The organism is Streptomyces cyaneochromogenes, from assembly GCF_003963535.1.
GTDB lineage: Bacteria > Actinomycetota > Actinomycetes > Streptomycetales > Streptomycetaceae > Streptomyces > Streptomyces shaanxiensis.
This window is the reverse complement of sequence record NZ_CP034539.1, coordinates 7,522,862-7,535,761: the sequence shown is the minus strand read 5'-3', so window position 1 is coordinate 7,535,761 and position 12,900 is coordinate 7,522,862. Positions and strand designations below refer to the sequence as shown.

General features: G+C 71.0%; 9 protein-coding genes. 5 read left to right on the top strand and 4 right to left on the bottom strand.

Annotated features, from left to right (window positions below):
- Positions 1-209: 209 nt before the first annotated feature.
- Both EJ357_RS34385 and EJ357_RS34380 read right to left on the bottom strand, forming a co-directional pair.
- On the bottom strand, positions 210-1,598 hold the full coding sequence (locus EJ357_RS34385) for a M16 family metallopeptidase (RefSeq protein WP_126395586.1): 1,389 nt from the start codon (positions 1,596-1,598) through the stop codon (positions 210-212).
- Positions 1,595-2,968 carry a M16 family metallopeptidase gene (locus tag EJ357_RS34380; protein ID WP_126395585.1) on the bottom strand — a complete coding sequence of 458 codons (1,374 nt, stop codon included), beginning with the start codon at positions 2,966-2,968 and terminating at the stop codon, positions 1,595-1,597. Before EJ357_RS34380 ends, EJ357_RS34385 begins: the two co-directional genes overlap by 4 nt.
- 991 nt (positions 2,969-3,959) lie before the next feature.
- Between EJ357_RS34380 and EJ357_RS34370 the strand changes: the two genes are divergently transcribed.
- A complete protein-coding gene (locus tag EJ357_RS34370; RefSeq protein WP_126395584.1) occupies positions 3,960-6,416 on the top strand; it encodes a DNA gyrase/topoisomerase IV subunit A in 2,457 nt (818 codons plus the stop codon).
- A 22-nt stretch (positions 6,417-6,438) separates the two neighbouring features.
- On the opposite strand, the gene EJ357_RS34365 is transcribed toward EJ357_RS34370, so the two are convergent.
- The gene (locus EJ357_RS34365; RefSeq protein ID WP_126395583.1) at positions 6,439-7,521 is read right to left on the bottom strand and encodes a CobW family GTP-binding protein; all 1,083 of its coding nucleotides are present in this window, start codon (positions 7,519-7,521) and stop codon (positions 6,439-6,441) included.
- A 320-nt stretch (positions 7,522-7,841) separates the two neighbouring features.
- Between EJ357_RS34365 and EJ357_RS34360 the strand changes: the two genes are divergently transcribed.
- Together EJ357_RS34360 and EJ357_RS34355 are read left to right on the top strand one after the other, a co-directional pair.
- The gene (locus tag EJ357_RS34360; RefSeq protein WP_126395582.1) at positions 7,842-8,393 is read left to right on the top strand and encodes a DUF6082 family protein; all 552 of its coding nucleotides are present in this window, start codon (positions 7,842-7,844) and stop codon (positions 8,391-8,393) included.
- Between the two features lie 371 nt (positions 8,394-8,764).
- Positions 8,765-9,001, top strand: coding sequence for a hypothetical protein (locus EJ357_RS34355; protein ID WP_126395581.1), 237 nt, complete (start codon positions 8,765-8,767; stop codon positions 8,999-9,001).
- A 183-nt stretch (positions 9,002-9,184) separates the two neighbouring features.
- Here EJ357_RS34355 and EJ357_RS34350 read toward each other — a convergent pair whose 3' ends face one another.
- Positions 9,185-10,351 carry a citrate synthase/methylcitrate synthase gene (locus tag EJ357_RS34350; protein WP_126395580.1) on the bottom strand — a complete coding sequence of 389 codons (1,167 nt, stop codon included), beginning with the start codon at positions 10,349-10,351 and terminating at the stop codon, positions 9,185-9,187.
- A gap of 108 nt (positions 10,352-10,459) precedes the next feature.
- Between EJ357_RS34350 and EJ357_RS34345 the strand changes: the two genes are divergently transcribed.
- Together EJ357_RS34345 and EJ357_RS34340 are read left to right on the top strand one after the other, a co-directional pair.
- Positions 10,460-11,716, top strand: coding sequence for a citrate synthase (locus EJ357_RS34345; protein ID WP_126395579.1), 1,257 nt, complete (start codon positions 10,460-10,462; stop codon positions 11,714-11,716).
- Between the two features lie 104 nt (positions 11,717-11,820).
- Positions 11,821-12,762, top strand: coding sequence for a sucrase ferredoxin (locus EJ357_RS34340; protein WP_126395578.1), 942 nt, complete (start codon positions 11,821-11,823; stop codon positions 12,760-12,762).
- Positions 12,763-12,900 lie beyond the last annotated feature (138 nt).

Genomic DNA, 12,900 nt, shown 5'->3' with positions numbered 1-12,900 from the left:
GAAGACGCTAAGCGGGACGTCTTTCAATCCCCAAACGGATCCCGGCTTTTGTAGCGCATCCCACAGGCCAGACAGGCAACCTCTCCCCCAATTCGGGCATAAGGGGGCCCTGGTGACTCTTTCGTCACCAGGGCCCCTACGCGCGCGTGGCGGGCGCAGCCGCCTACTCGCCTGCCGGCACGCCGTCTACTCGCCTGCCGGTACGCCGCCTACTCGGCTGCCACCACGGTGACTTCGCCGATGCCGAGGGCCTCGACGGGCTCCCGGATCGCGGCCGCGTCACCGACGAGGATCGTCACCAGGCGGTCCGCCGGGAAGGCGCTCACGGCCGCGGCGGTGGCCTCGACCGTGCCGGTGGCGGCGAGCTGCTGGTACAGCGTGCCCTGGTAGTCGTCGGGCAGGTGCTGCTCGACCTGGTCGGCCAGTGTGCCCGCCACGGACGCGGCGGTCTCGAACTTCAGTGGCGCGACGCCGACGAGGTTCTGCACGGCGAAGTCCCGCTCGGCGTCGGTGAGGCCCTCGGCCGCGACGCCCCGCAGCACCGTCCAGAGGTCCTGCAGCGCGGGACCGGTGTTCGGGGTGTCGACGGAGCCGCTGATGGCCAGCATGGCCGCGCCCGTGCCGTCCGGGGCGGAGCGCAGGACCTGCCCGAACGCGCGCACACCGTAGGTGTAGCCCTTCTCCTCGCGCAGGACCTTGTCCAGCCGGGAGGTGAGGGTGCCGCCGAGGCAGTAGGTGCCGAGCACCTGCGCGGGCCACACGCGGTCGTGCCGGTCGGCGCCGATCCGCCCGATCAGCAACTGCGTCTGGACGGAGCCGGGGCGGTCCACGATGACGACACGGCCGGTGTCGTCCGCGGTGACCGGCGGGACGGGCCGCGGCTCGGCCGAGGAGCCGGTCCAGGCGCCGAGGGTGTCACCGAGCAGGGCGTCGAGGTCCACACCGGTGAGGTCGCCGACGACCACGACGGTGGAGGTGGCGGGGCGGACGTGCCGCTCGTAGAAGGCGCGTACGCCCGCGGAGTCGATGCCCTCGACCGTCTCCTCGGTGCCCTGGCGCGGACGGGACATGCGCGAGGTCGCCGGGAACAGCTCCTTGGAGAGCTCCTTGGCGGCTCGGCGCGAGGGGTTGGCCATCTCGTGCGGGATCTCGTCGAGCCGGTTGCGCACCAGGCGCTCGACCTCGGCGTCGTCGAACGCGGGCGCCCTGAGGGCGTCGGCGAGCAGGCCCAGTGCCTTGGGCAGACGGGAGACGGGCACCTCGAGGCTGACGCGGACACCGGGGTGGTCGGCGTACGCGTCGAGCGTGGCGCCGCAGCGCTCCAGCTCGGCGGCGAACTCCTCGGCGGTGTGCTTGTCGGTGCCCTCGGAGAAGGCGCGCGCCATGATCGTGGCGATGCCGTCGAGGCCCTTCGGCTCGGCGTCCAGGGGCGTGTCCAGGAGCACCTCGACGGCTACCACCTGCTGGCCGGGGCGGTGGCAGCGCAGGACCGTCAGGCCGTTGTCCAGCTTGCCGCGCTCGGGCGCCGGGAACGCCCAGGGCCGGGCCTCGCCGGCCTGAGGCTGCGGGTGGAACTCCATGCTGGCGAGCTCGGTCACTGCGCCGACTCCTCGTTCTCGTCGGTGGTCCCGGCGGGTCCGGCCCCGTCGGCTTCCAGGTCCTCGGCCTCGCCGGCGACCGGCTCGTACACGAGCACCGCGCGGTTGTCGGGGCGCAGGCGGGCCTTGGCGACCGCCTGGACCTCCTCGGCGGTGACGTCGAGGACGCGCTGTACGGCGGTGAACGCGAGCTGCGGGTCGCCGAACAGGACGGCGTACCGGCACAGTTCGTCGGCACGGCCCGCGACGGTGCCGAGCCGGTCCAGCCATTCGCGCTCCAGCTGGGCCTGTGCGCGCTCCATCTCCTCGGCGGTGGGGCCGTCCGCCGCGAAGCGGGCGAGCTCCTCGTCGACGGCCGCCTCGATGACGGGGACCTCGACGTCGCCGGAGGTCTTCACGTCCAGCCAGCCCAGGGAGGGCGCCCCGGCCAGGCGCAGCAGGCCGAAGCCGGCCGCCACGGCCGTACGGTCACGCCGTACGAGCCTGTTGTAGAGGCGGGAGGACTCACCGCCGCCGAGGACGGTCAGCGCCAGGTCGACCGCGTCGCACTCGCGCGTGCCGTCCTGCGGCAGACGGTAGGCGGCCATCATCGCGCGCGCGGGGACGTTCTCCTCGACGACCTCGCGCAGCTGCTCGCCGATGATCTCGGGCAGCGAGCCGTCGCGCGGCTCGGGCTTGCCGTCGTGGGCCGGGATGGTGCCGAAGTACTTCTCGACCCAGGCGAGCGTCTGCTCGGGGTCGATGTCGCCGACGACGGACAGGACGGCGTTGTTGGGCGCGTAGTACGTCCGGAAGAACGCGCGGGCGTCCTCCAGGCTGGCCGCGTCCAGGTCGGCCATCGAGCCGATCGGCGTGTGGTGGTACGGGTGTCCGTCGGGGTACGACAGGGCGGTCAGCTTCTCGAACGCGGTGCCGTACGGGACGTTGTCGTAGCGCTGGCGGCGCTCGTTCTTGACGACGTCGCGCTGGTTCTCCAGGCCCTCCTCGTCGAGCGCCACCAGGAGGCTGCCCATGCGGTCGGCCTCCAGCCACAGCGCGAGCTCCAGCTGGTGGGCGGGCATGGTCTCGAAGTAGTTGGTGCGCTCGAAGCTGGTGGTGCCGTTCGGCGAGCCGCCCGCGCCCTGGACGAGCTCGAAGTGGCCCGTGCCCTTCACGCTGTTCGAACCCTGGAACATGAGGTGCTCGAAGAGGTGGGCGAGTCCGGTACGGCCCTTGACCTCGTGGCGGGAGCCGACGTCGTACCAGAGGCAGACGGCGGCGACCGGCGTGAGGTGGTCCTCGGAGAGCACCACGCGCAGGCCGTTGGCCAGGCGGTGCTCCGTCGCGGTGAGGCCGCCGGATTGTGCCTCCGGTGTGGCCGTGTGACCCATGGGCAAGGTGTCCTTCCGGTCGCGTGCACTGCGTTGTGCCGAGCAGTTCGGCTTAAGTTCCTGCCACTGTATGCAGCGTCCGAAGGGTCGGCGAAGTTCCCGGTCAGAACGCTTTGACTGCGGGGCTGGGTGCAGGGCGGTGTCACGAGCCGGGGGCGCCCCGCGGGACGGTCCGTTGTCCCGCTCCTCGACGCGCGGATCGGCGGGCGGCCATCGCTCTCGCCTGCTGGGCCTGCGTCCGTCGCTCTCACCCCTTGGGTACGCGTCCGCCGCTCTCACCCGCTGGGCCTGCGCCCCGTCCCGTCACCGCTCGTGCCGAGTGGCGCCGCCACCCTGGGACCCGCGCCCGCCACGCCGCCTCCGGCGTCGGCACCGGGTGCCGGGCCGGCCGCCTCGCACGCGCGCGTGCCTCGTCGCACACGGCCTGCCGGTGCCCCTAGGGGGGTGCGGCGGCGCCGAGTCCCTTCGGCTGTCTCGCCCGGCTGCCCGTCGATCACTCCGGCGAGTGAACGGTCTCGCGGCGCGAGCTTGCCGCCGTGGTCGGAGCGTCCTTGCGGGCGGCCTGGGAGCGGCTGGGGCGGCACCTGCCAGGGGGAAGCATCTGCCGGGGGCGCTCGCGGGAGGGGGCGGCGCTCGCGGGGCGCTCACCGACCGTGCTCGGTCCCAACGAGGGGTGCGCCGGTCGCCGGTCGCCGGTCGCCGGTCGCCGGTCGCCGGTCGCCGGTCGCCGGTCGCCGGTCGCCGGTCGCCGGTCGCCGGTCGCCGGGAAACTCCGTCGGACGCTTGGTCGTTCCGGTGGCAAGCACCGCTTTGACCGGGGCGGTCGGTGTCCGATGAGTCCCCCCGCTCGCAGACGGGGCCGGGCGTCGGGGACACTTCTCACGCGCCGGGCCGGAGCCCAACATCGGGTCCTGGTCGGTGGTTGTCAGTGCCTCGGTCCACAATGGTCCGCGTCAGATCCCGTCAACGCTTCAGCAAGGAGCCGGCAGCGATGGCCCGCCGCAGCACGAAGACCCCGCCGCCCGACGACTCGTACGAGGAGAAGATCCTCGACATCGACGTCGTCGACGAGATGCAGGGCTCCTTCCTCGAGTACGCGTACTCGGTCATCTACTCCCGAGCCCTGCCGGACGCTCGCGACGGCCTCAAGCCGGTGCATCGTCGCATCGTCTATCAGATGAACGAGATGGGCCTGCGCCCCGACCGCGGGTATGTGAAGTGCGCGCGCGTCGTCGGCGAGGTCATGGGTAAGTTGCACCCGCACGGCGACGCGTCGATCTACGACGCCCTGGTGCGGATGGCCCAGCCCTTCTCGATGCGCGTCCCGCTGGTCGACGGTCACGGCAACTTCGGCTCGCTGGGCAACGACGACCCGCCGGCCGCCATGCGGTACACCGAGTGCCGGCAGGCGCAGGCGACGAGCCTGATGACCGAGTCGATCGACGAGGACACGGTCGACTTCACCCCCAACTACGACGGCCAGGAGCGGGAGCCGGTGGCGCTGCCCGCCGCCTTCCCGAACCTGCTGGTCAACGGCGCGTCCGGCATCGCCGTCGGCATGGCCACGAACATGCCGCCGCACAACCTCGCCGAGGTCATCTCGGCGGCCCGCCACCTGATCCGCTACCCGGGCGCGGATCTGGACACCCTGATGAAGCACGTCCCGGGCCCCGACCTGCCCACCGGCGGCCGGATCGTCGGCCTCGCCGGTATCCGGGACGCGTACGAGACGGGCCGCGGCACCTTCAAGATCCGCGCCACGGTCGAGATCGAGACCGTGACCGCCCGCCGCAAGGGCCTGGTCGTCACCGAGCTGCCCTTCACGGTCGGCCCGGAGAAGGTGATCGCCAAGATCAAGGACCTCGTCGGCTCGAAGAAGATCCAGGGCATCGCCGACGTCAAGGACCTCACCGACCGTGAGCACGGCCTGCGCCTGGTCATCGAGATCAAGAACGGCTTCGTGCCGGAAGCGGTCCTGGAGCAGCTGTACAAGCTGACGCCGATGGAGGAGTCCTTCGGCATCAACAACGTCGCACTGGTCGACGGCCAGCCCCTCACCCTCGGCCTCAAGGAGCTCCTGGAGGTCTACCTCGACCACCGCTTCGAGGTCGTACGGCGCCGCAGCGAGTTCCGCCGCAGCAAGCGCCGCGACCGACTGCACCTGGTCGAGGGCCTGCTCACGGCGCTGCTGGACATCGACGAGGTCATCCGTCTGATCCGCTCCAGCGAGAACAGCGCACAGGCGAAGGAACGCCTGATGGAGCGCTTCTCCCTGTCCGAGATCCAGACCCAGTACATCCTCGACACGCCGCTGCGCCGTCTCACCAAGTACGACCGCATCGAGCTGGAGGCGGAGAAGGAGCGGCTCAACGCGGAGATCGCCGAGCTGACCCGGATCCTCGACTCGGACGCGGAGCTGCGCAAGCTGGTCTCCGCCGAACTGGCCGCGGTGGCCAAGAAGTTCGGCACCGAGCGGCGTACGGTCCTGCTGGAGTCGGCGGGCGCCCCGGCCTCCGCCGTACCGCTCCAGGTGGCGGACGACCCGTGCCGGGTGCTGCTGTCCTCGACGGGTCTGCTGGCCCGTACGGCGAACGGCGATCCGTTCGCCGAGGACGGCGAGGCGAAGCGCTCCAAGCACGACGTGATCGTCTCGGCCGTGCCGGCCACGGCTCGCGGCGAGGTGGGCGCGGTGACGTCCACGGGCCGCCTGCTGCGCATCAACGTCATCGATCTGCCCCAGCTGCCGGAGACGGCGTCGAGACCGAACCTCTCGGGCGGCGCGCCGCTGTCGGAGTTCCTCTCCCTGAGCGACGGCGAGACGGTGGTCTGCCTGGCCACGCTCGACGAGTCCTCCCCGGGCCTGGCGCTCGGCACGGAGCAGGGCGTCGTCAAGCGTGTCGTGCCCGACTATCCGACCAACAAGGAGGAGTTGGAGGTGATCACCCTCAAGGAGGGCGACCGGATCGTCGGCGCGGTCGAGCTGCGCACCGGCGAGGAGGACCTGGTCTTCATCACCGACGACGCCCAGCTGCTGCGCTACCAGGCCTCGCAGGTCCGCCCGCAGGGCCGCGCCGCCGGCGGTATGGCGGGCATCAAGCTCACCGAGGGCGCGAAGGTCATCTCCTTCACCGCGGTCGACCCGGCGGCGGACGCGGTGGTGTTCACGGTCGCGGGCTCGCGCGGCACGCTGGACGACTCCGTCCAGACGACCGCCAAGCTGACCCCCTTCGACCAGTACCCGCGCAAGGGCCGCGCCACCGGCGGCGTCCGCTGCCAGCGCTTCCTGAAGGGCGAGGACTGCCTGTCCGTGGCCTGGGCGGGCCCCGCACCGGCACGCGCCGCGCAGAAGAACGGCACCCCGGCGGACCTCCCGGACATGGACCCGCGCCGCGACGGCTCGGGTGTGTCACTGCCGAAGACGGTGGCGGTGGTGGCCGGGGCGTTCTAGGCCTCCTCGGAGGCCGGCCGCGTCAGGCCTCCTCGAAGGCCGCTTCCTCCGGATCCCGCACATAGCGCAGAACGCCCCACATGCCCTGCTCGTCGGCGTGTGGGGCGTCGCTCTTGCACCCCTCCAGCTCCTTGCCGAGAGCGGAGGCGTCGATGCCGGAACCGATGAGCACGAGCTGGGTGAGGCGGGTGTCGGCGGGCCCCCAAGGCTCCGGGTAGAAGCGGAGGAAGCGGCCGACGGCGTGCACGGCGTAGCGGTTGCGGACGTCGTACGGCCCGAAGTCGACGTACCCCTTGATGCGGTACAGCCCCTCGGGCCGGGTGTCGAGGAAAGCGATCAGCCGGCGCGGGTCGAGGGCGACTTCGGAGGTGAAGGACAGGCTGTCGTAGCCGGTGTGCAGATGGCCGGAGTGGTCCTCGTGCCGCTCGTGGTCCTCGCCTGGCTCGTGGTGATGATCCAGGTCGTCGAAGGACAGCTGCCCGATGCGCTCCTCGCTGGGCCTGCACTCGAAGAGGAACTCGGGGTCGATCCGGCCGTAGATGGCGGGGACGACGGCGGCGCGGTCGGTGAGCTCGCGCACCACCGCGAGGACGTGCTCACCGTCCGCCGCCCGGTCGAGCTTGTTGACCACGACGAGGTCGGCGAGGGCGAGGTGCCGGTCGATCTCGGGGTGCTTCGCGCGTGTGTCGTCGAACTCGGCGGCGTCGACGACCTCGACGAGTCCGCCGTACACGATGCCCGGGTGCTCGCTGGCGAGCACCATGCGCACGAGCTCCTGCGGCTCGGCGAGTCCGCTGGCCTCGATGACGATGACGTCGATGCCGGTGGAGGGCCGGGCGAGCCGCTCGAGATAGACATCCAGCTCACTTGCGTCGACCGCGCAGCACAGACAGCCGTTGCCGAGGGAGACGGTGGAGTCGCCGAGCGCGCCGGCGACGGCCATGGCGTCGATCTCGATGGCGCCGAAGTCGTTGACGACGGCGCCGATGCGGGTGCCTCCGCTGCGGTGGAGGAGGTGGTTGAGGAGCGTGGTCTTGCCGGAGCCTAGGAATCCGGCGAGTACGACGACCGGAATCTGCTGCGGACCAGGGCTCGGCTGACTCAACGTGCGACCTTTCTCACGCCGCCGGGTGCACCGGCTCACGGCTCGGCGCACGTACGAAGATTGAATGCCGATCCAGGATACGAGCCGGAATAATCACTGCGAAGTGAACGATTGTTAGCAGCACTTGCCGGGCAGACGTTCGTCAAGGCACCGGAGCGTGCGACCCTCGCTTCCCTCCGTGCGCCTCCTCTCGGCCTCCCCGCCGATCAGAGCCGCTCGGCACTCTGGGAGACGGCAAGCGCCGCCCACCGCTCGCCGGTCCCCTCCAGTCGACCCGCACCCCGACGACCGGCGGACGGCCGCCTGATTCGGGGGTTGACATGGCCACACGGAAACGTTCTGCACGGAGGCTCGGTTCCGCCGCGCTCACTCTCCTGGCCGCCACCGCCACCGCGACGCTGGCAGCGCGTCAATGGCGGTCGGAGCAGGCACGCCTGCATGAGCGACGGCTGGAACTCGAAGAGCTGGCGATCCGGCGAACAACGCTGGCCCATCAGCAGCGCATGCACTGGGAGTTGCTCGCGAGGGCGATCGACGACCCCTCCCTCGCCACGGTGATCGACACCTACGACCAGAGCATCCCGGCGGAGAGGCGACGGCAGTTCTTCTACGCCAACGCCTGGTACGCCCACCTCTACCACCTCTACCAGGCGGAACTCCTGGACCGGGAGGAGCTGTACACGCGCCTGCGGGAGTTCTTCCAGAGCCCGGTCTTCCGGGAGTACTGGGAGGCCTCGCGACACATGCGCGCCAGTCTCAAGGAGTCGTCCGTGGAAGCCCAGCTGGGGCATATGGTCGATGGACTCGTCCGGGACCTCGACGAATCCGACACCGACGAGTGGTGGGTCGTCGGCGAGCCGCCGACCGACTGACCGGAGCCTGCGGGTGCAGCGGTCGACAGGGGCAGCCAGGGCGTGACTGCGCCAGATCCCTTCGGGGTGACGAGCCGGGTCCCTCACCTGAGGACAGCGAGGTGGCCTCAGCGGCACGGGACGCCATCCCGCGCTCACGGCCCTTGGGCCGGAAGGGAGACCGGTCGGTTCACTCGCTGGTTCTGGCAGTGGCCTGACGATGTCTGCTGACCGGGGGCAGACCACACACAACGCCACATGGGTCAACCCCACAGCTGTACGGGCGAACAACCGGGTGACTTTTCGCCATCCAGCCACTAGGGATTCAGAAACACCAGTAGCCTGCTCCCCACCCAGTATGCCTACCCCCTTTTTTGTAAGGACCGGTACCTTTGAAGATCGTGCGCCGCATCGGTGTGCCTCCCAGCGCCCGAGGCAGTAGTTCAGGAGCTACCTGCCCGGACGTGTTCGAACTCAGCGACGGTAACTTCGCCGTGATCGGCACCGAGGCCACCGAGGCGCTTGAGCCGGAACTGCCCGCAGACGCTGCTCGCGCCGACTACGAACGCATCGTCATTGTGAGCAGAGAGACTCTGATCCGCGCCAAGGCAGACATCCCCGACTCCTGAACCCACGGCACGAGCACGCGTCCACCCCAGACCCGTACCGTCACACTCCCCCGGCCGCGCGCAACCGTTGAGCGAGCCGGGTGCCGACCCGGCGAGCAGCCGGCACCCCGTCACTGCTCGATCACCACCGATGAGGCCTGGCGCCAGAACGGCACCAGGCCACACGCGTTTCTCGGGCCGCTCTCAGGCCGCCTCCGGCACCCGCACCGGCGCCCCCGGCCCCACGTACCGAGCCGCCGGCCTGATGATCTTCGAGTCCTGCGCCTGTTCCAGGATGTTGGCGCTCCAGCCCACGACCCGCGCCGCAGCGAACGTCGGGGTGAACATCTCGCGCGGCAGACCACAGAGTTCCATGACCACGCCCGCGTAGAACTCGACGTTCGTGTGCAGCTCGCGGCCGGGCTTCAGCTCGGCCAGGATCGCTTCCACGCGGCGTTCGACCTCTACGGCGAACTCGACGCGTGGGCCGCCGAAGTTCTGGGCGATCTCGCGGAGCATCCGCGAACGGGGGTCCTCCGTGCGGTAGACCGGGTGGCCGAAGCCCATGATGCGGTCGCCGGCGAGGACGCGTTCACGGATCCAGGGGTCGATGCGCTCGGGGGTACCGATGGCGTCCAGCGTGTCCAGCGCACGACTGGGCGCACCGCCGTGCAACGGCCCCGACAGCGCGCCCACGGCTCCGACGAGGCAGGCCGCGATGTCCGCACCCGTGGATGTGATGACCCGGGCCGTAAAGGTTGACGCGTTGAATCCGTGGTCAATGGTTGAGATCAAGTATTGCTCGACCGCCCGAATCCGCGCCGGATCGGGCTCCGAGCCGGTCAACATGTACAGGTAGTTCGCCGCGTACGAGAGATCCTCACGCGGCTCAACAGGGTCAAGCCCTTTGCCCAGCCGATGCAGGGCGGTGAGCAGCGTCGGTACGACCGCGGCCGCGAGAAGGGCGTCCCGGCGGCGCTCGTCGGTGTCGATGTCGTACACCGGCCGGAAGCCCTGTGCCGCGCCGAGCAGGGAGAGCGCGGTGCGCAGGCCTGCCAGCGGGCCGGACCGTCCGCTCGCCGCCGCGATCGCGGGCAGGGCCGCTCGCACGTCGTCGGGCAGCCGCCGCAGTGCCGCGGTCTCGGCGGCGAACGCGGCGGCACGTTCGGCGTCCGGCAGTTCGCCGTGGACCAGGAGATGCCAGACGTCCTCGAAGGGGCGGGTCTGCGCGAGTTCGACGGCCGAGTACTGGCGGTAGTGGTAGAAGCCCTCGAGTCCCCGGACGTCACCGATCTCGGTGTCGGTGACGACGACACCCGCGAGTCCGCGTGGCACCTCGACGAGCACAGTTGCTGACCTGTTGACGGACATGATTCCTCCCTGGACTTGATTCGACTGTCTATGCTTGACTCAATTCCTGTCAATGTTGATTCAATCAATATGCGAATCAATGTCCAGCACCCTGGATACGGTGACCCCATGCGCGATCAAGAACCCGGCCCCGGTCCCGCCGAACAGCGGCTGACCACCCAGGAGGCCGCCGAGCTGCTCGGCGTGAAGCCCGAGACCGTGTACGCGTACGTGAGCCGCGGTCACCTCAGCAGTCGCCGCGCGCCCGGCGGCCGGGGAAGCACCTTCGACGCCAAGGAGGTGGAGACGCTCGCCCGGCGCAACAAGCGGGAGAGTGCGGGCGGTTCGGCATCGGGCGGCGAGCTGTCGGTACGGACCCGCCTGACGTTCATCGACACCGACCGCTACTACTTCCGGGGCGTGGACGCGACCGAACTGGCTTCCCGGCACTCCTACGAAGAGGTCGCCGAGTGGCTGTGGACCGGCCGGTTGCGCCGCGGCGTCACCTTCACCGCCCCCGAGGCCTACGTCGCCGCCGCCCGCCGTGCCGTCGGCTCCCTGCCCGAACACGCCGACCCCACCGACCGGTTGCGGGTCGCGGCGATCGCCGCCGCCGCAACGGACCCGCTGCGCTTCGACCTGTCCGAGGAGGCCGTGCTCGGCACCGCCCGCGTCCTCATCCCGACCTTGGTCGCCGCGCTCACACCTGCGGGGTTCACCTATCGCGACGAGGGCTCGGTCGCACAGCGCCTGTGGGACCGGCTGAGCGGACGGCCCGCCGACGAGGCCGCGCTGAAGGTCCTGGACACAGCCCTCGCCCTGCTCGTCGATCACGACCTGGCCGCCTCGACTCTGGCCGTGCGGGTCGCCGCGTCGGCCCGCGCACACGCCTACGCGGCCGTCTCCGCCGGGCTCGGCGTGATCGAGGGGCCCCTGCACGGCGCGGCGAGCGGCCTCGCCCACAAGCTGATCATGGAAGTGCTCGACCGGGGCGACGCCGGGCCCGTCATCGCACAGGAGCTGCGGGCCGGCCGGAGCATTCCGGGACTCGGTCACCGGCTCTACCCCGGCGAGGACCCACGCGCGCGTGTCCTGTTCGAGCTCCTGGAGGAGCTCCCCCACTCCGCGCCCGCCCTCGCCGCGGCCCGCGACATCGTCGCCACCGCCGCCCGCCACACCCCGCTCCACGCCAACGTCGACCTGGCCCTGGCCGTGTTCACGGCGTCCTCCGCCATGCCGTCCACGGCCGGTGAGACGATCTTCGCCGTGGCCCGCACGGCGGGCTGGATCGCCCACGCGCTGGAGGAGTATGAGGAGCGACCGCTGCGCATGCGCCCGAGCGGGCACTACGCGGGTCCGAAGCCGCCACAGCCACTGCCCGAGTAGGCCTCCAGCCCTATCGGGACAGGGCAGTGGCGCAGGGTTCAGGAGTCGCCCCAGGAGCCCCCTCGGGAAGTCACCCCGACTCAAGTCAGGTTAGGCTCACCTCTGTGAGTACGTGCTCAACCGTCTCGCGGGACCTCGACGAGCCCATCGCGGGGACCGCGGCGACCGCGACGACCTGGCTGCTCCTGGAGCAGTCCGGTCCGTGGGGTGCCAAGGCGCTCACCCAGAGCCACCTGGACCCCGCGCTGGGCCGCGCCCTGGAGGAAGCCGCGAAGGGCACGGGCGTACGCGTCGCGCTGATCCGCCGCCCCGGCCGGCACGCCGACTGCGGGACCTCCGCCGAGCGCCAGGTCTATGTGGCCCACACCGTGCCCGGCAACGTCTGGCTGCACGCCGCCACGACTCACGCCCCACAGCAGTTGCTCGACCTGGACTTCGCCGCGCTGGGCATGGGCGACCCCCACACCTTCGACTCGGTCCTCCAGGGACGTCCCCACACAGGCGACCCGCTTGCCCTCGTCTGCACCAACGGCAAGCGGGACCGCTGCTGCGCCCTCCTGGGCCGCCCTCTCGCGGCCGAGCTCGCCACGTCCGGCGTCGACGGCGTCTGGGAGGTCACCCATCTGGGTGGACACCGGTTCTCGCCGACGCTGCTCGTGCTGCCGTACGGCTACGCGTACGGCCGGGCTCAGGCCCACGCCGTCAAGGAGGTCCTGCACGGCGTCCAGGACGGCCGAATCATCGTCGACGGCTGCCGCGGGAACTCGGCCTGGGAGCGGCCGGGCCAGGCTGCCGAGCTGGCCGTGCGACGGGCCACCGGCGAGGACGCCGCGGAGGCGCTGAGCGTCGTACGGACGGACGGCGCGGCCCCGAGGTGGGAGGTGACCGTCGCCCACGTGGACGGCCGTCACTGGCGCGTCCACGTGGCTCAGGGCGCCTCCCTGCCGCCCCGCCCCGAGAGCTGCGGGTCGGTGCTCGGCTCGCCCGCGCGGATGGACGTGGTGGCGCTGCGGGAGCTGACGATTACGGCGGCGCTCGCGAGCTGACCCCACCCCCGCAAGGACCGGCCACCCGACCCATCTCTCCGTGACCGGCCGTCCCACCCCACCCCCGCAAGGACCGGCCACCCGCCCCCACCTCTGAGGGAGACCCGCCGCCCCGACGACCAGCCCCTCCCAACCGGC